The following is a 23,415-nucleotide window of genomic DNA, read 5'->3' on the forward strand; positions in this document are numbered from 1 at the left end:
TACGACCGATTTGTATGGTGGCGCGCTCTTCAACGCTGAGTTCGGTATAAGACATAGGGGCAGCACCGTACCGGAAAGGTCAGGTGTTGCACTCAGTTTTTGCCGCCGCCCTTCATAACAAGGGCGTCTATGCACTTGGTATTAATCCCGCGTTTTCCATGCGCCAAATCATTACCTGAAACTTTTAATACCGAATGTTTAGCGGAACTTGCTTCTCGGCTAAAAGCGACTAGCGTCAAAGGTCGCAGGCTACACAGAGTGTTTACTCTAGATGGACATGGAGGTGCCAGTGCGCGAGGTCTGCAGCCGGGTAGTCGGCACGCTCCAGGAGGTTGTGAGAAGGAATTTTCCTACTTCACATCGCCATAAACTGACCCAGGTCAGCGAATGGCGAAGACGTCGGATTTACGCTGAGGTCAACGTTCTCCTGGCATGGAGTTGTTAAATGTCTGATTCTCCCGGAAAACTCAAACTGGGTGCACTCGTTGCACTTGTCGTCGGCTCGATGATTGGCGGCGGCATCTTTTCATTACCGCAAAACATGGCGGCCAGCGCCGGCGTCGGCGCCGTGCTGATCGGCTGGGCCATCACCGCCGTGGGTATGTTGACCCTGGCATTCGTGTTCCAGACCCTGGCCAACCGCAAGCCCGACCTCGACGGTGGGGTATATGCCTATGCCAAAGCCGGTTTCGGCGATTACATGGGCTTCTCCTCGGCCTGGGGCTACTGGATCAGCGCCTGGCTGGGCAACGTCGGCTACTTCGTGCTGTTGTTCAGCACGCTGGGCTATTTCTTCCCGATCTTCGGCGAAGGCAATACCCCGGCCGCCGTGATCGGCGCCTCCATCCTGCTGTGGGCAGTGCATTTCCTGGTGCTGCGCGGCATCAAGGAAGCGGCGTTCATCAACCTGGTCACCACGGTGGCCAAGGTCGTGCCGCTGGCGCTGTTCGCCCTGATCTGCCTGTTCGCCTTCAAGCTCGACATCTTCACCGCCGACATCTGGGGCCAAGGCTCTCCCGACCTTGGCAGTGTGATGGACCAGGTGCGCAACATGATGCTGGTCACGGTGTGGGTGTTCATCGGCATCGAGGGCGCGAGCATCTTCTCCTCGCGGGCGGAAAAACGCGCCGACGTGGGCAAGGCCACGGTCATCGGCTTCATCACCGTGCTGCTGTTCCTGGTACTGGTCAACGTGTTGTCGCTGGGCGTGATGACCCAACCGGAGCTGGCCAAGCTGCAGAACCCGTCGATGGCCGCCGTACTCGAGCATGTGGTCGGTCACTGGGGTGCGGTGCTGATCAGCGTCGGCCTGATCATCTCGTTGCTCGGTGCCCTGCTGTCGTGGGTACTGCTGTGCGCCGAGATCATGTTCGCCGCGGCCAAGGACCACACCATGCCGGAGTTCCTGCGCCGCGAGAACGCCAACCATGTGCCGGCCAACGCCCTGTGGCTGACCAACGCCATGGTGCAGATCTTCCTGGTCATCACTTTGTTCTCCAACAGCACCTACCTGTCGCTGATCTACCTCGCCACCTCGATGATCCTGGTGCCCTACCTGTGGTCGGCGGCCTACGCGGTACTGCTGGCAGTGCGCAGCGAGACCTACGAGCAGGCACTGGCCGAACGCCAGAAGGACCTGGTCATCGGTGGCATCGCCCTGCTGTACGCCATCTGGCTGCTGTATGCCGGCGGCGTGAAGTACCTGCTGCTCTCGGCCCTGCTCTATGCCCCCGGCGCGATCCTGTTCGCCAAGGCTAAGCGCGAGGTGGGCCAACCCATCTTCACCAGCGTGGAAAAACTGATCTTCGCAGCCGTCGTGGTTGGCGCCCTGGTGGCGGCCTACGGCCTGTACGACGGTTTCCTGACCCTTTGAATCACGTCTTCGCATTCTTGGAGGAATGAACCATGTCCACGGAAAAACAGAAGTACGGTGTCCACTCCGAAGCAGGCAAGCTGCGCAAGGTAATGGTCTGCGCTCCGGGACTGGCGCACAAGCGCCTGACCCCGAGCAACTGCGACGAGCTGCTGTTCGACGATGTGATCTGGGTCGACCAGGCCAAGCGCGACCACTTCGACTTCGTCACCAAGATGCGCGAGCGCGGCGTGGATGTGCTGGAAATGCATAACCTGCTCACCGACATCGTGCAGAACCCCGAGGCCCTGAAGTGGATCCTCGACCGCAAGATCACCCCTGACACCGTCGGGGTGGGCCTGACCAACGAAGTGCGCAGCTGGCTGGAGGGCCAGGAGCCACGCCACCTGGCCGAGTTTCTGATCGGCGGCGTGGCCGGCCAGGACCTGCCGGAAAGCGAAGGTGCCAGCGTGGTCAAGATGTACAACGACTACCTGGGCCACTCCAGCTTCATCCTGCCGCCGCTGCCCAACACCCAGTTCACCCGCGACACCACCTGCTGGATCTACGGCGGCGTGACCCTCAACCCGATGTACTGGCCGGCGCGACGCCAGGAAACCCTGCTGACCACCGCCATCTACAAGTTCCACCCCGAGTTTACCAAGGCCGACTTCCAGGTCTGGTACGGCGACCCGGACCAAGAGCACGGCCAGGCCACCCTCGAAGGCGGCGACGTCATGCCGATCGGCAAGGGCATCGTGCTGATCGGCATGGGTGAGCGCACCTCGCGCCAGGCCATCGGCCAACTGGCACAGAACCTCTTCGCCAAGGGCGCAGTGGAGCAAGTGATCGTCGCCGGGCTGCCGAAGTCCCGTGCGGCCATGCACCTGGACACCGTGTTCAGCTTCTGCGACCGCGACCTGGTCACGGTTTTCCCGGAAGTGGTGCGCGAGATCGTGCCGTTCATCATCCGCCCGGACGAAAGCAAGCCCTACGGCATGGACGTACGCCGCGAGAACAAGTCGTTCATCGAGGTGGTCGGCGAGCAGCTGGGCGTCAAGCTGCGTGTGGTCGAGACCGGCGGCAACAGCTTCGCCGCCGAGCGCGAGCAGTGGGATGACGGCAACAACGTGGTGGCGCTGGAGCCAGGTGTGGTCATCGGCTACGACCGCAACACCTACACCAATACCTTGCTGCGCAAGGCCGGGATAGAGGTCATCACCATCAGTGCCGGCGAACTGGGCCGGGGCCGTGGCGGCGGCCACTGCATGACCTGCCCGATCGTGCGCGACCCTATCGACTACTAAGCCATCCCCCCGGCTGCCCCCACAAGGTGGCAGCCGGGCCGACCCCGAATCCAAGGAGAACCGTCATGGCGTTCAATATCCACAACCGCAACCTGCTCAGCCTCGAACACCACACCACCCGCGAGCTGAAGTACCTGCTGGACCTGTCCCGCGATCTCAAGCGCGCCAAGTACACCGGCACCGAGCAGCAGCACCTCAAGGGCAACAACATCGCCCTGATCTTCGAGAAGACCTCGACCCGCACCCGTTGCGCCTTCGAAGTTGCCGCCTATGACCAGGGCGCCAACGTCACCTACATCGACCCCAACTCCTCGCAGATCGGCCACAAGGAAAGCATGAAGGACACCGCCCGGGTGCTCGGGCGCATGTACGATGCCATCGAATACCGTGGTTTCAAGCAAGAGATCGTCGAGGAATTGGCCAAGTTCGCCGGCGTTCCGGTGTTCAACGGCCTGACCGACGAGTACCACCCGACCCAGATGATCGCCGACGTGTTGACCATGCGCGAGCACAGCGACAAGCCGCTGCACGACATCAGCTACGCCTACCTGGGCGATGCCCGCAACAACATGGGCAACTCCCTGTTGCTGATCGGCGCCAAGCTCGGCATGGATGTGCGCATTGCCGCACCCCGGGAGCTGTGGCCCCATGACGACCTGGTACAACGCTGCAAGCAATACGCCGAGGAAAGCGGCGCACGCATCACCCTCACCGAAGACCCGAAAGCCGCGGTCGCGGGCGTGGACTTCGTCCATACCGACGTGTGGGTCTCGATGGGCGAGCCGGTCGAGGCCTGGGGCGAGCGCATCAAACTGCTGCTGCCCTACCAGGTGAATAAAGAACTGATGAAGGCCACCGGCAACCCGCGCACCAAGTTCATGCACTGCCTGCCGGCGTTCCATAACTCCGAGACCAAGGTCGGCAAGCAGATCGCCGAACAGTACCCGCACCTGGCCAACGGCATCGAAGTCACCGATGACGTGTTCGAGTCGCCGGCATGCATCGCCTTCGAGCAGGCGGAGAACCGCATGCACACCATCAAGGCGATCCTGGTGTCAACCCTGGCTGACCTCTGACGGCTACCCGCCCCTCTTTGTAGGAGCGGGCTTGCCCCGCTCCCACAAAGAGGGCGGCGCCTTCTCCCTCTTCGCAAAAGGACATTCACCATGCGTATCGTTGTTGCATTGGGCGGCAACGCCCTGCTGCGTCGCGGCGAGCCCATGACCGCCGACAACCAGCGCGCCAATATCCGTACCGCCACCGAGCAGATCGCCAAGATCCACCCAGGCAACGAACTGGTCATCGCCCACGGCAACGGCCCACAGGTCGGCCTGCTGTCACTCCAGGGCCTGGCCTATAAACCCGACGAGGCCTACCCGCTGGATGTGCTCGGCGCCGAGACCGAAGGCATGATCGGCTACATGATCGAACAGGAGCTGGGCAACCTGCTCGACTTCGAAGTGCCCTTCGCCACGCTGTTGACCCAGGTCGAAGTCGACGCCAACGACCCGGCTTTCAAGGACCCGACCAAGTTCATCGGCCCGGTCTACAGCAAAGAGGAGGCCGAGCGCCTGGCCAAGGAAAAAGGCTGGGTGGTCAAGGCCGATGGCGACAAGTATCGCCGTGTGGTCGCAAGCCCCAAGCCCAAGCGCATCTTCGAAATCCGCCCGATCAAATGGCTGCTGGAAAAGAGCAGCATCGTGATCTGTGCCGGCGGCGGCGGCATTCCCACGATGTACGATGAAAACCGCAAGCTCAAGGGCATCGAGGCGGTGATCGACAAGGACCTATGCTCGGCCCTGCTGGCCGAACAGCTGGAGGCGGACCTGCTGATCATCGCCACCGACGTCGACGCGGCCTATATCGACTGGGGCAAGCCCACACAGAAGGCCATTGCCCAGGCCCACCCCGACGCGCTGGAAAAGCTCGGCTTCGCAGCCGGTTCCATGGGGCCGAAGGTGCAGGCCGCCTGCGACTTCGCGCGCCACACCGGCAAGGTGGCGGTAATCAGCTCGCTGGAAAACATCGAGGACATCGTCAAAGGCACCGCCGGCACCCGCGTGAGCACCGAAAAGCCGGGTATCAGCTACCGTTGAATGCAATTGGCGGGCGCATCGCCCGCCGTTTTCAACCTTCCGGAGGACTCCGCCATGGCCCAGTACAAGCCCGGGCACGTACATATCGAGCGCACCGCGCTCAACCCGAATGACCACAGCTACGACCTGAACATCGAATACGAAGCGGCGCAGGACCCCAAGGAAGGCAGAGGCATCCAGTTCCACATGCATGGCAGCATCGAGGGCAAGGCGGTCGACGAGAAGTTCTTCCTGGCCAAGGACCAGGTCCTGCCGAGTTTTCTCATGCAGCTCAGCCGCAAGGCCCAGTCGCACCTACCGCCGCCGAAGAAGTTCGAGAACCTCGGCTCGCCGCACAAGCTCTACGACTATATGTTCGAGGACATTCGCCAGAAGCTGGACGTGAAGTCGGGCGACCCGATCAAGCCTGAGCATCTGGAGTGATGTGAGAAACCTGGGGCCGCGCAGCGGCCCCGACAATGTTGAGGCATACTACCGCCCTCCCCCGGCTACAGCCTCATCAACCCCATGCGCATCCACGTCAGCTTCATCGACCGCGTCGGCATCACCCAGGAAGTCCTGGCCCTGCTCGGTGCCCGCAACCTCAACCTGGACGCCGTGGAGATGGTTCCGCCCAACGTCTACATCGACGCGCCGACGCTGAGCCCCGCCGTGCTGGAGGAGCTTCACGACGCGCTGTTCGAAGTCCAGGGCGTGCAATCGGTCGAAGTGGTCGACATCCTTCCCGGCCAGCGCCGCCACCTGCAGCTCGACGCGCTGCTGGCCGCGATGAGCGACCCTGTGCTAGCAGTGGACAGCGCAGGCCTGGTGCTGCTGGCCAATCCCGCACTGATCGCCCTGTGCGGGCGCGAGTCCGCCGGCCGCTCGGTGGGCGACCTGTTCAACGACCCCGGGCTGCTCGAAGCCCTGCTGGAAAACAACTTCCACCTGCCGATGCGCGAGATGCAGCTCAACGGCCAGAGCCTGCTGCTCGATGCCACCCCGATCACCAACGCCGGCGGCCTGCTGACGCTCTACCCGCCGACGCGCATGGGCGAACGCCTCTCGGCGCTGCGTCACGACCACGCCGAAGGCTTCGACGCCCTGCTTGGCGACTCGCCGGCGATCCGCACCCTCAAGGCCCGCGCCCTGCGGGTAGCAGCCCTGGACGCGCCGCTGCTGGTGCATGGCGAGACCGGCACCGGCAAGGAGCTGGTGGCCCGTGCCTGCCATGCCATCAGCAGCCGCCATGCCGCCCCGTTCCTCGCCCTGAACTGCGCGGCCCTGCCCGAGAGCCTGGCCGAGAGCGAACTGTTCGGCTATGCCCCAGGCGCCTTCACCGGCGCGCAGCGCGGCGGCAAGCCAGGGCTGATGGAGCTGGCCAACCAGGGCACGGTGTTCCTCGACGAGATTGGCGAGATGTCGCCCTACCTGCAGGCCAAGCTGCTGCGTTTTCTCAGCGACGGCAGCTTCCGCCGGGTCGGCGGCGACCGTGAGGTCAAGGTCGATGTACGCATCATCAGCGCCACCCACCGCGACCTGGAGCGCATGGTCGCCGAAGGTACCTTCCGCGAAGACCTGTTCTACCGCCTCAACGTGCTCAACCTGCAAGTTCCTCCCCTGCGCGAGCGGGGCCAGGACATCCTCCTGCTGGCGCATTTCTTCATGCAGCAGGCCTGCACGCAGATCCAGCGCACACCCTGCCGCCTGGCCCCGGCCACCCATTCGGCGCTGCTCGCCAACCCCTGGCCGGGCAATGTGCGTCAGCTGCAGAACGTGATCTTCCGCGCCGCGGCCATCTGCGAAGGCAGCCTGGTGGACATCGGCGACCTGGATATCGCCGGCACGTCCGTGGCGCGTGGCCAGGACGGCGAAGTGGCGAGCCTGGAGCAAGCGGTGCAGGCATTCGAACGCGATCTGCTGCAGCGCTTGTACCTGAGCTACCCCTCGACCCGGCAATTGGCCGGGCGCCTGCAGACCTCGCACACCGCCATTGCCCAACGGCTGCGCAAATACGGTATTCCGAGCAAGAATTGAATAGTGACGAGTGAAGTTTAACTACGATGCGGCCTAGCTGTACCTTGCCCTGCCTGTCTTCGCCGCCCCTGATCGCCGCGCGTGCCGCCAAGCTGACAAAAATGTAACCATTGCCTCAGGCAGCTGACAGCCGTCGCTGCCTAGGCTAGGACCATGAGCGAGCTGTGGCGCAAAGCCCAGCCCGACAGCCTGACCGCGCCGATGGATCGCGCAGGCTCCATTGACTCATGGGACATACACGGCATGCATTGCAAAACCTCGAGGCGAACCTTCGTCAAGGGCCTGGCCGCAGGTGGCATCCTGGGCGGCCTGGGCCTGTGGCGCAGCCCGGTATGGGCACTCACCAGCCCTGGGCAGCCCACGGTGCTGAGCGGTACCGAATTCGACCTGTTCATTGGCCAGACGCCGGTGAACATCACCGGCGCCCCGTGCACGGCCATGACCATCAACGGCACCCTGCCCGGTCCGCTCCTGCGCTGGCGTGAGGGCGACACGATCACCCTGCGCGTGCGCAACCGCCTGCAGGAAGACACCTCGATCCATTGGCACGGCATCATCCTGCCGGCCAACATGGACGGCGTGCCGGGCCTGAGCTTCCACGGCATCGCGCCGGACGGCATGTATGAGTACCGGTTCCAGGTCAGGCAGAGCGGCACCTACTGGTACCACAGCCATTCCGGGCTTCAGGAACAGGTGGGGGTATACGGCCCCCTGGTGATCGACCCGAAGGAACCCGAGCCCTTCCAGTACGACCGCGACTACGTGGTGATGCTCAGCGACTGGACCGACGAGAACCCGGCCCGGGTCATGGCCAAGCTGAAGAAACAGTCCGACTACTACAACTTCCACAAGCGCACCGTGGGCGACTTCATCAACGACGTGGGCGAGAAAGGCTGGTCGGCCACCCTGGCCGACCGCAAGATGTGGGCCGAGATGAAGATGAGCCCCACGGACCTCGCCGACGTCAGTGGGTATACCTATACCTACCTGATGAACGGCCAGGCACCGGACAGTAACTGGACAGCCATCTTCAAGCCGGGCGAGAAGATCCGCCTGCGCTTTATCAACGGCTCTGCCATGAGCTACTTCGATGTCCGCATTCCAGGCCTGAAGATGACCGTGGTCGCCGCCGACGGGCAGCCCGTCGAGCCGGTGAGCATCGACGAGTTTCGCATCGCCGTCGCGGAAACCTACGATGTGCTCGTGGAGCCTACCGCTGAGCAGGCCTACACGATCTTCGCCCAGTCCATGGACCGCACCGGTTATGCCCGCGGCACCCTGGCCGTGCAGCATGGCCTGAGCGCGGCGATACCGGCGCTCGACCCACGCCCCCTGATCAGCATGGCCGACATGGGCATGGATCACAGCGCCATGGGCGGCATGGATCATGACATGCAAGGCGACATGGCCGGCATGGACCACAGCCAGATGGCGGGCATGAACCATGGCGCCGCCGGTGGCCAGATGCAGCAGCACCCGGCCTCGGAAAACAACAGCCCGCTGGTCGACATGCAGACCATGACCCCTACGCCCAAGCTGGACGACCCGGGCATCGGCCTGCGCGACAACGGCCGCAAGGTCCTGACCTACGCCGACCTGCGCAGCACCTTCATCGACCCGGACGGCCGCGAGCCCGGCCGCACGGTCGAGCTGCACCTGACCGGCCACATGGAGAAGTTCTCCTGGTCGTTCGATGGCATCAAGTTTTCCGACGCCGAGCCGTTGCGCCTGAAGTACGGCGAACGCCTGCGCATCACCCTGGTCAACGACACCATGATGACCCACCCCATCCACCTCCATGGCATGTGGAGCGACCTCGAGGATGAGCACGGCAACTTCATGGTGCGCAAGCACACCATCGACATGCCCCCGGGCTCCAGGCGCAGCTATCGCGTCACTGCCGACGCGCTGGGCCGCTGGGCCTACCACTGCCATCTGCTGTTCCACATGGAAATGGGCATGTTCCGTGAAGTCCGTGTGGACGAATGAGGAGAGCCGCGATGAACGAATCCAACCTGCGCAAAACCCTGTTCGGCAGCCTGCTGGCCTTCGGCCTGGCCGTGTTGTCGACGCCTACGGCCCTGGCCGCTGATGAGCATGACGCACACCAGAAAGGCTCGGCGGGCATGATGGAGAAAATGGACCATGGGCAGATGGACCACAGCAAGATGCCCATGGACCACGGCAAGATGCCTATGGACCATGGAAAAATGATGGATCACGGCTCGATGAAGCCTGAGCCGAAAACGGACAAGGCACAAGCGGGCAAGGACAATGATCAGTAGAACCATGGCGTCATCGGCACTGGCAGCGCTTGTCTCGCTCGTGGCCCTGGGCCCGGCAAGCGCAGCCGAAGGCATGGACCACAGCCAGATGGACCATGGCCAGATGCAGGGCATGGATCACAGTCAGATGAACCATGCCGCGCCAGGCACTTTGCCAACGACCGAAAGCCGCACCCCCATCCCGGTGCTGACGGACGCCGACCGCAAGGCGGCCTTTCCCCCGCTCCCAGGGCATGGCGTTCACGACAGCGCGATCAACACCTTCTTCCTGCTCGACCAACTGGAATATCAGGACGCCGATGACGGCAGCACCGTGAGCTGGGATGCGTCGGGCTGGATTGGCGGTGATGTCGATCGCCTCTGGCTGCGCTCCGAAGGCGAACGTACCAATGGCGTGACCGAGGAAGCCGAGGTCCAGGCGCTCTGGGGCCATGCCATCGGGCCCTGGTGGGACGTGGTCACCGGTATTCGCCAGGACTTCAAGCCTGGCACCCCGCAAACCTGGGCCGCGTTCGGGCTGCAAGGCATGGCGCTCTATGCCTTCGAGGCCGAAGCGACGGCGTTCATTGGCGAAAACGGCCAGAGCGCACTGCGCCTGGAAGGTGACTACGACATCCTGCTCACCAATCGGCTGATCCTCCAACCGACGGCAGAAGTGAACGTCTATGGCAAGAACGATGAAGCACGAGGCGTAGGCTCCGGCCTGGCCAACACCGAAGTCGGCCTGCGCCTGCGTTATGAAATACGGCGCGAGTTCGCGCCCTACATCGGCGTCACGTGGAGCCGCGCATACGGCAATACCGCCGACATACTGCGCGACGAGGGCGAGGATGTGCAAGAAGCCCGCTTCGTGGCCGGTATCCGTATGTGGTTCTGAGACCCTGACATGAAAAGAACAATAAAGACGCTGAGCCTTGCAAGTGCCGCAGGTGGCGTGGCCATCCTGGGGGTGGCCTATTTCGGCCTGGTCAACGTGGGGGCCGACGACCCGCATTTCGCCCCGGTCCATGCCTTCCTGGCCATGGCCCGCGACCGCTCCATCGAGGTACGTGCGCGCAATCTCGAGGTCCCCGACCTCAAGGATCGAGCCTTGATCCGTGCAGGCGCCGGCAACTACAACGCCATGTGCGTCGGCTGCCACCTGGCGCCAGGGGTGGAAAAGACCGAACTGAGCCAAGGCCTGTACCCCGCTCCGCCGAACCTGGCCAAGCCAGGGCTGGATGCAAGCCCTGCCCTGGCGTTCTGGACCATCAAGCACGGCATCAAGGCAACGGGCATGCCGGCCTGGGGCAAGAGCATGGCAGACCCGTACATCTGGGGCCTCGTCGCGTTCCTCCAGCAATTGCCCTCTTTGGACGCCGAGCAATACCAAGCGTTGGTCGCCAGCAGCTCGGGGCACCAGCATGGCGGCGGCGAAACCCGGATGCACGATGCGCCCGGAGGCCACGGCGCCCATCATGGCACCACCCCGGTGCAGGAAGCGACCGCCCCCAACACCCACCACCATGCGGACGGCAAGAAACACGTCCACCATTGAAGGCCGGACAGGGTCTTTCGTATCGATTTCGCTACAGTGTAGCGAAATCACTCCAACGTCTTTCGGCCACCGATACGCAAGGGTTTGATCCACCATGGCTTTTCAATCGCCACCGATCTGTAGCGATTTCATTACAAACCGCTAGGGCAAACCGCCGCGTAAATCGCTGCCCGCCTTGATTTCCGGGGCCTCGCGCTGATTGGCCGCATTATTGCTAAGGGAATCGCGACCAAGAGCGCGGAACCACCGCGCCTACCTCCCCTGCTTCGAGGATTCCCCATGAGCGAGTTGCGTTTCACCGAAGATCACGAATGGCTGCGCGTCGAGGCTGACGGCAGTGTCACCGTGGGCATCACCGCCTATGCCCAGAACGCCCTCGGCGATGTGGTCTACGTGCAACTGCCAGAACTGCAGCAGTACGAAAAAGGCGCTGAAGCCTCCACCGTGGAGTCGGTGAAAGCCGCCAGCGGCGTGTACATGCCCCTGACCGGTGAAGTGATCGCGGTCAATGAAAACCTCAACGACAGCCCTGAATTGGTCAACGAAGACCCACTGGGCGAAGGCTGGTTCTTCCGCTTCGTCCCCGCCGATGCCAACGCTGTCGGCAAGTTGCTCGACCAGGCCGCCTACGACCGCCTGATCAACGAAAACGCCTGAGGAACCGCCAATGACCCTCAACCTCGGCACTGCCAACGAATTCATCGCCCGCCACATCGGCCCACGTAGCGCGGATGAGCAGGCCATGCTCGCCACCCTGGGCTTCGAGTCGCTCGATGCCATGACCGCCGCAGTCATCCCCGACACCATCAAGGGCACCAGCGTGCTCGGCAACGCCGACGGCCAGAGCGAGGCCGATGCCCTCGCCGACCTCAAGGCCATCGCCAGCAAGAACCAGCTGTTCAAGAACTACATCGGCCAGGGCTACTACAACACCCACACGCCAGCTCCGATCCTGCGCAACCTGCTGGAAAACCCGGCCTGGTACACCGCGTACACGCCCTATCAGCCGGAAATCTCCCAAGGCCGCCTGGAAGCGCTGCTCAACTTCCAGACCCTGATCAGCGACCTGACCGGTCTGCCGATCGCCAACGCCTCGCTGCTCGACGAAGCCACCGCCGCCGCCGAGGCCATGACCTTCTGCAAGCGCCTGTCGAAGAACAAGGCCGGCCACGCGTTCTTCGCCTCCATCCATTGCCACCCGCAGACCCTCGACGTGCTGCGCACCCGTGCCGAACCCCTGGGCATCGAAGTGGTAGTGGGCGACGAGCGTGAGCTGGGCGGTGTCGGCAACTTCTTCGGCGCCCTGCTGCAATACCCGGCCAGCAACGGCGACGTATTCGACTACAGCGAGCTGGTACAGCGCTTCCACGCCAGCAACGCCCTGGTGGCGGTGGCCGCCGACCTGCTGGCCCTGACCCTGCTCACCCCGCCGGGCGAATTCGGCGCCGACGTGGCCATCGGCAGCGCCCAGCGCTTCGGTGTACCGCTGGGCTTCGGCGGCCCGCACGCGGCCTATTTCGCCACCCGCGATGCGTTCAAGCGCGACATGCCCGGCCGTCTGGTCGGCGTGTCCATCGATCGCTTCGGCAAGACTGCCCTGCGCCTGGCCATGCAGACCCGCGAGCAGCACATCCGCCGCGAGAAGGCCACCAGCAATATCTGCACCGCGCAGGTGTTGCTGGCCAACATCGCCAGCATGTTCGCCGTGTACCACGGCCCGGCCGGCCTCAAGCGCATCGCCGAACGCACCCACGCCCTGACCGCCATCCTCGCCACCGGCCTGGAGCAGTTGGGCGTCAAGGTCGTTACCCGCGCGTACTTCGACACCCTGACCCTGGCCACTGGTGACGCCACCGCCCGCCTGCACGAGCAGGCCCGGGCCCAGGGCATGAACCTGCGCCAGGTCGACGCCACCCACTTGGGCCTGTCCCTGGACGAAACCTGCACCCAGGCCGATGTCGAGGCCCTGTGGCAGCTGTTCGCCGAAGGCAAGGCCCTGCCGGCCTTCGCCAGCCTGGCCGCCAGCAGCGACTCGCGCCTGCCGGCTACCCTGCTGCGCCAGTCGGCGATCCTCGAACACCCGGTGTTCAACCGCTACCACAGCGAAACCGAGCTGATGCGCTACCTGCGTCGCCTGGCCGACAAGGACCTGGCCCTGGACCGCAGCATGATCCCGCTGGGTTCGTGCACCATGAAGCTCAACGCCGCCAGCGAGATGATCCCGGTGACCTGGGCCGAGTTCGGCAACCTGCACCCCTTCGCCCCGGCCGAGCAGAGCCAGGGCTACCTGCAGATGACCCGCGAACTGGAAGCCATGCTCTGCGCCGCCACCGGCTACGACGCCGTGTCGCTGCAGCCCAACGCCGGCTCCCAGGGCGAGTACGCAGGCCTGCTGGCCATCCGCGCCTACCACCGCAGCCGCGGCGAAGGCCACCGCGACATCTGCCTGATCCCGTCCTCGGCCCACGGCACCAACCCTGCCACTGCACACATGGCTGGCATGCGTGTGGTGGTCACCGCCTGCGACGCACGTGGCAACGTCGATGTCGAAGACCTGCGCGCCAAGGCCGTCGAGCATCGTGATCGCCTGGCCGCGATCATGATCACCTACCCGTCGACCCACGGTGTGTTCGAGGAGGCGATCGGCGAGATCTGCGCGATCATCCACGACAATGGCGGCCAGGTGTACATCGACGGCGCCAACATGAACGCCATGGTCGGCCTGTGTGCCCCGGGCAAGTTCGGCGGCGATGTTTCGCACCTGAACCTGCACAAGACCTTCTGCATCCCCCACGGCGGCGGTGGCCCAGGCGTCGGCCCGATCGGCGTCAAGTCGCACCTGGCGCCGTTCCTGCCGGGCCATGCGGCCCTGGAGAACACCCAGGGCGCGGTCTGCGCCGCGCCATTCGGCAGCGCCAGCATCCTGCCGATCACCTGGATGTACATCCGCATGATGGGCGGCGTGGGCCTCAAGCGCGCTTCGCAGATGGCCATCCTCAACGCCAATTACATCGCCCGCCGCCTGGAAGAGCACTATCCTGTCCTGTATACCGGCGGCAATGGCCTGGTGGCCCACGAGTGCATCCTCGACCTGCGCCCGCTCAAGGACAGCAGCGGCATCAGCGTCGACGACGTGGCCAAGCGCCTGATCGACTTCGGCTTCCACGCCCCGACCATGTCCTTCCCGGTGGCCGGCACCTTGATGATCGAACCGACCGAGAGCGAGTCCAAGGAAGAACTGGACCGTTTCTGCGACGCGATGATCCGGATCCGCGAGGAAATCCGCGCAGTCGAGAACGGCACCCTGGACAAGGACGACAACCCGCTGAAGAACGCCCCGCACACCGCGGCGGAGCTGGTCGGTGAATGGGCCCACGGCTATAGCCGCGAGCAGGCGGTGTACCCGCTGCCGAGCCTGGTGGAGGCCAAGTACTGGCCGCCGGTGGGCCGGGTCGACAACGTGTACGGCGACCGCAACCTGGTCTGTGCCTGCCCGTCGATCGAGAGCTACCAGGACGCCTGATGGCTTTCGTGCCCGCCACCTGACCTGTGGGAGCGGGCTTGCCCCGCGATAGCGTCAGCCGCCGTGACATGGTTGGCTGTTCCGGCGCCATCGCGGGGCAAGCCCGCTCCCACAAGGCCGCGCAACCCACGCAGGAGGTAGCAGCATGTCACTGAGCGTCTTCGACCTGTTCAAGATCGGCATCGGCCCCTCCAGCTCGCACACGGTCGGCCCCATGCGGGCGGCCGCACGCTTTGCCGAAGGGCTTCGCCGCGATGGTCTGCTCACCCGCACCGTAAGCGTCAAGGCCGAGCTGTATGGCTCGCTCGGCGCCACCGGCAAGGGCCATGGCAGCGACAAGGCCGTGCTGCTGGGCCTTGAAGGCGAGCACCCGGATACCGTCGACACCGAGGCCATCCCCGCCCGCCTGCAAGCGATCCGCGACAGCGGCCGCCTGCGCCTTTTGGGCGAACATGAAATCGCCTTCGTCGAGAAACAGCACCTGGCGATGATCCGCAAGCCCCTGGCCTACCACCCCAACGGCATGATCTTTCGCGCCTTCGACGAAGCCGGCCTGCAAATCCGCAGCCGGGAGTACTACTCGGTGGGGGGGGGTTTCGTGGTCGACGAGGACGCTGCCGGTCACGACCGGATCGTCGAGGACAGCACCGTGCTGGCCTACCCGTTTCGCACCGCCAAGGAACTGCTCGCCCACTGCAGCGAGCAGCACCTGTCGATCAGCCAGGTGATGCTGGCCAACGAAGCGGCCTGGCGGCCCGAAGCCGAGACCCGCTCGGGGCTGCTGCGCATCTGGCAGGTCATGCAGGACTGCGTCGAAGCCGGTTGCCGCCACGAAGGCATCCTGCCCGGCGGGCTCAAGGTCAAGCGGCGGGCGCCGGCGCTGTATCGCCAGCTCAGTCGTCACCCTGAAGCCAGCCTGCGCGATGCATTGTCGGTGCTCGACTGGGTCAACCTCTACGCCCTGGCGGTGAACGAGGAAAACGCCTACGGCGGGCGGGTGGTCACCGCACCGACCAACGGCGCGGCAGGCATCGTCCCGGCGGTACTGCACTACTACATGCGCTTTGTCCCTGGCGCCAGCGAGGACGGGGTGGTGCGCTTTCTGCTCACGGCGGCTGCCATCGGCATCCTGTACAAGGAAAACGCTTCGATCTCCGGTGCTGAAGTCGGCTGCCAGGGCGAGGTGGGCGTGGCCTGCTCCATGGCGGCCGGCGCGTTGTGCGAAGTCATGGGCGGCAGCCCGCAACAAGTGGAGAACGCCGCCGAGATCGGCATGGAACACAACCTGGGCCTGACCTGCGACCCCATCGGCGGGTTGGTCCAGGTGCCTTGCATCGAGCGCAACGCCATGGGCTCGGTCAAGGCGATCAACGCGGTGCGCATGGCCCTGCGTGGCGACGGGCAACACTATGTCTCGCTCGACAAGGTCATCCGCACCATGCGCCAGACCGGCGCAGACATGAAAAGCAAATACAAGGAGACTGCCCGCGGCGGTCTGGCCGTCAACATCATCGAGTGTTGACCCGAATAACAACGAGGAACCATCGATGTCCGAAACACTGCAAAAGACCCCGCTGCACGCCCTGCACCTGGAACTGGGCGCCCGCATGGTGCCGTTCGCCGGCTATGACATGCCGGTGCAGTATCCGCTGGGCGTACTCAAGGAGCACCTGCACACCCGCGAGCAGGCGGGCCTGTTCGACGTCTCGCACATGGGCCAGATCCGCCTGCGCGGCAGCGATGCCGCCAAGGCCCTGGAAACCCTGGTGCCGGTGGACATCATTGACCTGCCGGTGGGCATGCAGCGCTACGCCATGTTCACCAACGAGCAAGGCGGCATCCTTGACGACCTGATGGTCGCCAACCTGGGCGACGACGAACTGTTCCTGGTGGTCAACGCCGCCTGCAAGGACCAGGACCTGGCCCACCTGCAAAAGCACATCGGCTCCCGCTGCGAGATCGAGCCGCTGTTCGAGGCGCGCGCCCTGCTCGCCCTGCAAGGCCCGGCGGCGGTCAAGGTGCTCGAGCGCCTGGCGCCGGAAGTCGCCAGCATGACGTTCATGCAGTTCCGCCCTGTCACCCTGCTCGGCGCCGACTGCTATGTCAGCCGCTCGGGCTACACCGGTGAAGACGGTTACGAGATCTCGGTCCCGGTAGCCAATGCCGAAGCCTTGGCCCGTCGACTGCTGGCTGAGCCCGAGGTACAGCCGATCGGCCTGGGCGCACGCGACTCGCTGCGCCTGGAGGCCGGCCTGTGCCTGTATGGCCACGACATGAACACCAGCACCACGCCGGTGGAAGCCAGCCTGCTGTGGGCTATCTCCAAAGTACGCCGCGCCGACGGCGAACGTGCCGGTGGTTTCCCTGGCGCCCATGCCATCTTCGAGCAGCAACGGCAAAGTGTTGCTCGCAAGCGCGTTGGCCTGCTGCCACTGGAACGCACTCCGGTTCGCGAAGGCGCACAGATCGTCGACGCGGACGGGCGCACGGTCGGTGAAGTCTGCAGCGGTGGTTTCGGTCCGACCCTCGGCGCACCGGTCGCCATGGGATATGTCGAGAGCGAACATGCCGCGCTCGATACCGCATTGTTTGCTGTAGTGCGTGGCAAGCAGGTGGCCTTGAAGGTCAGCAAAATGCCTTTCGTTGCGCAACGTTACTATCGTGGTTGATTGACTGTGGGCGGGTTCGTCATATTCGTTTTCGAACCTGCCCAATAACTTTTGAACATAGCGCCAGCCCAGGCGCCACGCCGTTTCCGACAATTTTGTCGGTTATCGGCAAAAGCCCGGAATCCGGTGGTCCGCAGGGCTTGTTTTTGTCGACGGAGTTAGCGTAGAGTCACTGCACTGTGTTTGCATGGGTCGCAACAGTTCGTGACCTGGGCCAGTAGCTGAATCTGCTACAACCCGTTCGACGTCTCTTACTTTCCTGCAACCCAGCCCGGTACTCTTTCCTATCCGTTGATACGAAAGAAACTGTCATCAAAATTTAAGCTTCATAGGAAACAAGACAATGGCTGAGCGTCAGAACGGTACCGTCAAGTGGTTCAATGACGAGAAAGGTTACGGCTTCATCACCCCAGAAAGCGGTCCGGATCTGTTCGTGCACTTCCGTGCCATCGAAGGTAACGGCTTCAAGAGCCTGAAAGAAGGCCAGAAAGTCTCCTTCGAGGCCGTTCAAGGCCAGAAAGGCATGCAAGCCGACAAGGTTCAGGTCATCGCCTAAGCGAGATCCAGACTTCAAAAAGCCCCTGCCAAGTGCAGGGGCTTTTTTTTATCCGTAGAATACCGGCTTCGCCATCTGGAGCCGCCCTGCATGTCCAAGCCTTTGCTCACCCCCCAGGGTGACTTCCCTCCGGTCGGCCTGGGCCGACGCCTGGCCGCGATGTTCTATGACTTTCTCTTGTGCACCGCGCTGCTGATCGTCACCGCCGGCCTCTACAAGCTGGTGCAGATGGCGATCATCGGCGAGGCGCGCATGCGCGAGCTGACCGATGCCGGTGCCCTGGATGGCGACCCGCTGCTGTCGACGATCCTGCTGTTCGCCCTGTTCGGCTTCTTCGCCAAGTTCTGGACCCACGGCGGCCAGACCCTGGGCATGCAGGTGTGGGGCGTACGGGTGCAGAACGCCGACGGCAGCGCCATCAGCCTGTGGCAGGCGTTGTTGCGCTTCGTGGTGGCCATTGCGTCGTGGCTGTGCCTGGGCCTGGGGTTTCTCTGGGCACTGGTCGACAAGCGCAAGCGCGGCTGGCATGACATCTATTCTGAAACCCAGCTGGTGCGGGTACCCAAGCGCAAGTGAAGCCTACCCACCTGTAGGTGCGACACAAAAAAGCCGACCCTGAGGTCGGCTTCTTGTTTCAAATCAGGCACTACCCTGCCCGGCGCAGCAACCATACGCCCGCCAGGGCGCAGATCCCGGCGGGTATCACCACCGCCAGCAGCGGCGGGAAGCCGAACACCTGGCTCGATGGCCCCAAAAGGTCCTGGCCGATACGGAACACGAAGCCCACCAGCACACCGGTGAACACCCGCTGGCCGAGGGTCACCGAACGCAGTGGGCCGAAGATGAAGGAAATCGCCATCAGCACCAGGGCCGCAGTGACCACCGGCTGCAACACCTTGGTCCAGAACGCCAGCCAGTAACGTGCGTTGTTCAGGCCTTGCTCGGACAGGTAGTGGATGTAGTCCCACAGGCCGGTGATCGACAGCGACTCGGGCGCCAGGATCACAGTGTTGAGCAATTGCGGCGTCACCGAGACGTCCCAGCGCTCCTGGGGCGTCTTCACTACCTCGGTGTGGTCGCCACGGAAGTGGGTGGTGGCGACGTCGCTGAGGATCCAGTGGTCCTGGTTGTACTGCGCCCGGCGCGCGAAGCTCGAGGTCACGATGTGACGCTCGGCGTCGAAGCGGTAGCGGGTCACGCCCAGCAGCAGGCCATTGGGCTGCACCGAGTTGATGTGCACGAACTCCTCGCCCTGGCGGTGCCACATGCCGCGCTTGGAGCTCTGCGCATCGCCACCGCCCTGGGCCAGGGACCGGTCAGCCTGGGCCTTGTTCTCGGTGACCGGGGCCACGTATTCACCGATCAGCAGGCCGACCAGCATGAGCACCAGCATCGGCTTCATCACCGCCCAGACGATGCGCCCGATGGACACGCCAGCAGCGCGCATGATGGTCAGCTCGCTGCTGCTGGCCAGGCTGCCCAGGCCGATCAGGCAGCCGATCAGCGCGGCCATCGGCAGCATCTCGTACAACCGGCGTGGCGCGGTCAGCAGCACGAAGCGGCCGGCGTCCATCACCGTATAGGTGTTGCTCAGGTCGCCCATCTCGTCGATGAAGGCGAACAGCGAGGCCAGGCCGAGGATGATCCCCAGTACCGCCAGGATGGCCAGCAGCACGCTCTGGCCGATGTAGCGATCCAGCTTAGCCATGGGCCACCTCCGAACGACGGGCGGCGAGCTTCAGGCGCAGCGGCTCCCAGTACATCAGGCCCAGGCCTATCAGCAGGAACAGCCCATGTACCCACCACATGCCCAGGGCGATCGGGATCTTGCCCTTTTCCAGGGCGCCGCGTACGGAAATCAACATCGTCAGGTAGGCCATGTACAAAAGAATCGCCGGCAGCAGCTTGAGGAAACGACCTTGGCGCGGGTTGACGCGCGACAGCGGCACGGCCAGCAGGGTCACCACGAAGACCAGCAGCGGCAGCGACAGGCGCCACTGCAGCTCGGCCTGCTCGCGCAGCGCCTTCTTGCCGAACAGTTGGGAGGTGGGGATGGCCTCGCGGTCGGTCACCTCCTCGCTGACTTCAGGCTTGGGCAACAGCACGCCATAGGTGTCGTACTTGATCGCGCGGTAATCGGCCTGGCCCGGGTTGCCGTCGTAGCGGTAGCCGTTTTCCAGGATCAGGTAGCGATTGCCGTCGGCCTGCACTTCCTGGTGGCCTTTTTCGGCGACCAGCACCGACGGCGCGCGGTCCTTGGTCTTGTCCTGGTTGAAGCGCTTCTCGGAGATGAACACACCGCTCAGGTTGATGCGATCGTCGGTCAGCTCCTCGGTGTAGGTCACCCGCGAGCCGTCGCGAAGGGTCTGGAAGCGCCCGGGCACCAGGGTATCGAACTCGGTCAGGGCGTCCTGCTGGTTGATGATCTGCTGCACCTGGGCCACGCCTTGGGGCGCCAGGCTCAGGCTCAGCCAGGCCACCAGCAGGGCGACCAGCCCGGCCGGGGCCAGGGTCAGCAGCAGCAGGCGTTGCTGGCTCATGCCCGTGGCCGAGAGCACGGTCATCTCGCTTTCCAGGTAGAGCCGGCCGTAGGCCAGGAGAATGCCGAGGAACAGGCCCAGCGGCAGGATCAGCTGCAGGAAGCCCGGCAGGCGGAAGCCCATGATCAGGAACAGCACACTCGGGTCGAGCACGCCCTGGGCGGCCTGGGCCAGGTACTTGATGAAGCGCCCGCTCATGATGATCACCAGCAGCACGGCGCTGACGGCGCTCAAGGTCACCAGGACCTCGCGGGACAGATAACGGAAGACGATCAAACCAGACACTCCTGGGTTGTCAGGGGCGCAAAGCCGTTCAAGGGCTTCGGACAGCCAAGACCTATGCCGGTTCGCCGAAGGCGAACCTCCATGTAAAGTGCGCGCATTATCCTGTGATTGGCAGTGCCTGTCACTTGGCCGCGCATGACGGCGCATATCGGGGTTGTCATCGAGGTTGCCGCAGGCTCAAACTGGCAGCTTTTCCACTGGCACGCGAGCACGCGGCCAGGCCCGTTTCGAGCGTGTGCACGAGACCGCGCCAACTGACTGATCATTCGGGGACCCTGACATGGAACTGGTTGTAAAAAGTGTAGCCGCCGCCTCCTTGAAAACCGCCACCTTGGTATTGGCTGTCGGTGAAGGGCGCAAGCTCGGCGATATCGCCAAGGCCGTCGACCAGGCCAGCAACGGTGCCATCAGCACCGTGCTCAAGCGTGGTGACCTCGCCGGCAAGCCCGGCCAGACCCTGCTGCTGCACAGCCTGCCAGGCCTCAAGGCCGAGCGTGTGCTGTTGGTCGGCAGCGGCAAGGAGGCCCTGGGCGATCGCGCCTGGCGCAAGCTGGTCGCCAGCGTCGCCGGCGTGCTCAAGGGCCTGAACGGCAGCGACGCGGTGCTGGCCCTGGACGACGTCGGCGTCACCGGCCGTGATGCCCACTATGGCAAGTACCGCCTGCTGGCCGAGACCCTGCTCGACGGCGAATACGTGTTCGACCGCTTCAAGAGCCAGAAGCCCGACCCTCGCGCGCTGAAGAAGATCACCCTGCTGACCGACAAGGCCGGCCAGGGCGAGGTCGAACGCGCCGTGAAACACGCCAGCGCCATCGCCGCAGGTATGGCCTTCACCCGCGACCTGGGCAACCTGCCGCCGAACCTGTGCCACCCAAGCTTCCTGGCCGAGCAGGCCAAGGAACTGGGCAAGGCGCACAAGAACCTCAAGGTCGAGGTCCTGGACGAAAAGAAGATCAAGGACCTGGGCATGGGTGCCTTCTATGCCGTGGGTCAGGGCAGCGACCAGCCGCCACGCCTGATCGTGCTCAACTACCAGGGCGGCAAGAAGAGCGATAAGCCCTTCGTGCTGGTCGGCAAGGGCATCACCTTCGACACCGGCGGCATCAGCCTCAAGCCCGGTGCCGGCATGGATGAAATGAAGTACGACATGTGCGGCGCCGCCAGCGTGTTCGGTACCCTGCGCGCGGTCCTGCAGCTGCAGCTGCCGATCAACCTGGTGTGCCTGCTGGCCTGTGCCGAGAACATGCCAAGCGGCGGTGCCACCCGCCCGGGTGACATCGTCACCACCATGAGCGGCCAGACCGTGGAAATCCTCAACACCGACGCCGAAGGCCGCCTGGTGCTGTGCGACACCCTGACCTACGCCGAGCGCTTCAAGCCCCAGGCAGTGGTCGACATCGCCACCCTGACCGGCGCCTGCATTGTCGCCCTGGGCAGCCACACCTCGGGCCTGATGGGCAACAACGACGACCTGGTCGGCCAGCTGCTCGACGCCGGCAAGCGCGCCGACGACCGCGCCTGGCAGCTGCCGCTGTTCGACGAATACCAGGAGCAGCTGGACAGCCCGTTCGCCGACATCGCCAACATCGGCGGGCCAAAGGCCGGCACCATCACCGCCGGCTGCTTCCTGTCGCGCTTCGCCAAGGCCTATGACTGGGCACACTTGGACGTTGCCGGCACCGCATGGATCAGCGGCGGCAAGGAAAAGGGCGCCTCGGGCCGCCCGGTCCCGCTGCTGACCCAATACCTGCTCGACCGCGCCAACGCCTGATGCCACCAGGCCGGTGGTGCTCGTGCGCCACCGGTTGGCAGACCTGACCATGAGCAAAGTCGACTTCTACATCCTGCCCACCGACGACCTGACGGCGCGCCTGGATTTCGCCTGCAAGCTGTGCGAGAAGGCCTGGCGCCTCGGCCACCGGGTCTACCTGCACTGCCAGGACGCCGAGCAGCGCGCCGCGCTGGACGAGCGCCTGTGGCGCTTCAAGGGCGAAGCCTTCGTGCCCCACGACCTGGCCGAGGCCCATGCCGACGCCGTGGTGGCCCTGGGGCTGGGCGACGATGCCGGCCCCCACCGTGACCTGCTGATCAACCTGGGGGCCGACGTGCCCGGGTTCGTCGGCCAGTTCGAACGGGTGGCCGAAATCGTCGTCGAGGCACCGGCCATCCGCCTGGCTGCCCGGGAGCGATTCCGTTTCTACCGTGAACGGGGCTATGCTCTGCAAGACCACCGCTTACAGCGACTTTGACGACGATGGACAAGCATTCCCCCCTACCTGATTCCGCGCACCTGCTCGACGATCTCGAGTCGATCCGCCAGTTGCTGGGCGACGCCGACCTGCAGCCGCCGCTGCTGACCGAAACGGTCGAGCAGATTCCCCTGCTGCTCGACGAACCCGCCGGCAACCCGGCGCCGCCCATCCAACCCGCCCCGGCGGCGCAAGAGGACGACCCGCAGACACGCCGCCAGGACACCCTGCTGCACTTGGAAGCCGACCTGCGCGCTGCCGCCCAGCAGATCATGCAAGACGTGATCAACGACTTCACCCCGCACATCGAGAACGAGATCAAGCGCCGCCTGGATGCACGCATGGAACGGCTGATCAAACGCTCGGAGTAAGATCCCGGGGCCGCCTGGCGGCCCTTTCGCGGGGGCCAGCGCCCCCCACCCACGCCCCCGGGCCCGGGGGCGCGGGCGGGTGGGGCGGCCGGGGCGCCAAAACCCCCCCCCCCCCCGCGCCGCCAAACC

At 64.4% G+C, this 23,415-nt stretch carries 21 protein-coding genes; 19 read left to right on the plus strand and 2 right to left on the minus strand.

All coding sequences use genetic code 11. The annotated features are described in order from the left end of the window. Positions 1-445: 445 nt before the first annotated feature. From arcD to ACNFCI_RS23155, 16 genes are all read left to right on the plus strand, one after another. Positions 446-1,873 (plus strand): arginine-ornithine antiporter, encoded by a 1,428-nt coding sequence (gene arcD / locus ACNFCI_RS23080; RefSeq protein WP_084856661.1) that lies wholly within the window; start codon positions 446-448, stop codon positions 1,871-1,873. Between the two features lie 32 nt (positions 1,874-1,905). Beyond that, complete coding sequence (arcA, locus tag ACNFCI_RS23085; protein ID WP_084856659.1) at positions 1,906-3,159, plus strand: arginine deiminase; 1,254 nt, start codon at positions 1,906-1,908, stop codon at positions 3,157-3,159. A 65-nt stretch (positions 3,160-3,224) separates the two neighbouring features. Continuing rightward, positions 3,225-4,235 carry an ornithine carbamoyltransferase gene (locus ACNFCI_RS23090; RefSeq protein WP_084856658.1) on the plus strand — a complete coding sequence of 337 codons (1,011 nt, stop codon included), beginning with the start codon at positions 3,225-3,227 and terminating at the stop codon, positions 4,233-4,235. A 90-nt stretch (positions 4,236-4,325) separates the two neighbouring features. Then, entirely contained in the window at positions 4,326-5,255 is a 930-nt protein-coding gene (arcC, locus tag ACNFCI_RS23095) for a carbamate kinase (RefSeq protein ID WP_084856656.1), read from the plus strand. 54 nt (positions 5,256-5,309) lie between these two features. Further along, a complete protein-coding gene (locus ACNFCI_RS23100; RefSeq protein ID WP_084856654.1) occupies positions 5,310-5,678 on the plus strand; it encodes a DUF5064 family protein in 369 nt (122 codons plus the stop codon). Between the two features lie 84 nt (positions 5,679-5,762). Beyond that, positions 5,763-7,271 (plus strand): sigma-54-dependent transcriptional regulator, encoded by a 1,509-nt coding sequence (locus ACNFCI_RS23105; protein ID WP_324817143.1) that lies wholly within the window; start codon positions 5,763-5,765, stop codon positions 7,269-7,271. 243 nt (positions 7,272-7,514) lie between these two features. Next, positions 7,515-9,260, plus strand: coding sequence for a copper resistance system multicopper oxidase (locus ACNFCI_RS23110; protein WP_416768322.1), 1,746 nt, complete (start codon positions 7,515-7,517; stop codon positions 9,258-9,260). An 11-nt stretch (positions 9,261-9,271) separates the two neighbouring features. After that, positions 9,272-9,556, plus strand: a complete 285-nt coding sequence (locus tag ACNFCI_RS23115) for a hypothetical protein (protein WP_416768315.1) — start codon at positions 9,272-9,274, stop codon at positions 9,554-9,556. After that, positions 9,546-10,433 (plus strand): copper resistance protein B, encoded by an 888-nt coding sequence (locus tag ACNFCI_RS23120; protein ID WP_416768316.1) that lies wholly within the window; start codon positions 9,546-9,548, stop codon positions 10,431-10,433. Before ACNFCI_RS23115 ends, ACNFCI_RS23120 begins: the two co-directional genes overlap by 11 nt. A gap of 9 nt (positions 10,434-10,442) precedes the next feature. Beyond that, entirely contained in the window at positions 10,443-11,093 is a 651-nt protein-coding gene (locus ACNFCI_RS23125) for a c-type cytochrome (RefSeq protein ID WP_416768317.1), read from the plus strand. A gap of 279 nt (positions 11,094-11,372) precedes the next feature. Further along, complete coding sequence (gcvH, locus tag ACNFCI_RS23130) at positions 11,373-11,750, plus strand: glycine cleavage system protein GcvH (RefSeq protein ID WP_084856645.1); 378 nt, start codon at positions 11,373-11,375, stop codon at positions 11,748-11,750. Between the two features lie 10 nt (positions 11,751-11,760). Next, on the plus strand, positions 11,761-14,616 hold the full coding sequence (gene gcvP / locus ACNFCI_RS23135; RefSeq protein WP_084856643.1) for an aminomethyl-transferring glycine dehydrogenase: 2,856 nt from the start codon (positions 11,761-11,763) through the stop codon (positions 14,614-14,616). Positions 14,617-14,761: 145 nt separating this feature from the next. Beyond that, positions 14,762-16,138, plus strand: a complete 1,377-nt coding sequence (locus ACNFCI_RS23140; protein WP_084856641.1) for an L-serine ammonia-lyase — start codon at positions 14,762-14,764, stop codon at positions 16,136-16,138. A 25-nt stretch (positions 16,139-16,163) separates the two neighbouring features. Next, positions 16,164-17,285 (plus strand): glycine cleavage system aminomethyltransferase GcvT, encoded by a 1,122-nt coding sequence (gene gcvT, locus ACNFCI_RS23145; RefSeq protein WP_084856639.1) that lies wholly within the window; start codon positions 16,164-16,166, stop codon positions 17,283-17,285. 343 nt (positions 17,286-17,628) lie between these two features. Next, complete coding sequence (locus ACNFCI_RS23150) at positions 17,629-17,841, plus strand: cold-shock protein (protein ID WP_043210709.1); 213 nt, start codon at positions 17,629-17,631, stop codon at positions 17,839-17,841. A gap of 90 nt (positions 17,842-17,931) precedes the next feature. Continuing rightward, entirely contained in the window at positions 17,932-18,417 is a 486-nt protein-coding gene (locus ACNFCI_RS23155; RefSeq protein WP_084856638.1) for an RDD family protein, read from the plus strand. A 70-nt stretch (positions 18,418-18,487) separates the two neighbouring features. Here ACNFCI_RS23155 and lptG read toward each other — a convergent pair whose 3' ends face one another. Continuing rightward, positions 18,488-19,549 carry an LPS export ABC transporter permease LptG gene (gene lptG, locus ACNFCI_RS23160; RefSeq protein WP_084856636.1) on the minus strand — a complete coding sequence of 354 codons (1,062 nt, stop codon included), beginning with the start codon at positions 19,547-19,549 and terminating at the stop codon, positions 18,488-18,490. After that, complete coding sequence (gene lptF, locus ACNFCI_RS23165) at positions 19,542-20,657, minus strand: LPS export ABC transporter permease LptF (protein WP_084856635.1); 1,116 nt, start codon at positions 20,655-20,657, stop codon at positions 19,542-19,544. The genes lptG and lptF overlap by 8 nt, the downstream gene beginning before the upstream one ends. A gap of 289 nt (positions 20,658-20,946) precedes the next feature. Between lptF and ACNFCI_RS23170 the strand changes: the two genes are divergently transcribed. From ACNFCI_RS23170 to ACNFCI_RS23180, 3 genes are read left to right on the plus strand one after another with little or no spacing between them, the layout of a single operon-like run. Further along, positions 20,947-22,437, plus strand: a complete 1,491-nt coding sequence (locus ACNFCI_RS23170; protein WP_084856631.1) for a leucyl aminopeptidase — start codon at positions 20,947-20,949, stop codon at positions 22,435-22,437. A gap of 49 nt (positions 22,438-22,486) precedes the next feature. Then, a complete protein-coding gene (locus ACNFCI_RS23175; protein ID WP_416768319.1) occupies positions 22,487-22,915 on the plus strand; it encodes a DNA polymerase III subunit chi in 429 nt (142 codons plus the stop codon). Positions 22,916-22,920: 5 nt separating this feature from the next. Further along, positions 22,921-23,286 carry a DNA polymerase III subunit chi gene (locus ACNFCI_RS23180; RefSeq protein WP_416768321.1) on the plus strand — a complete coding sequence of 122 codons (366 nt, stop codon included), beginning with the start codon at positions 22,921-22,923 and terminating at the stop codon, positions 23,284-23,286. The last annotated feature ends 129 nt before the right edge of the window (positions 23,287-23,415 follow it).

Source organism: Pseudomonas sp. NY15356, from assembly GCF_048068175.1.
Classification (GTDB): Bacteria; Pseudomonadota; Gammaproteobacteria; order Pseudomonadales; family Pseudomonadaceae; genus Aquipseudomonas; species Aquipseudomonas putida_K.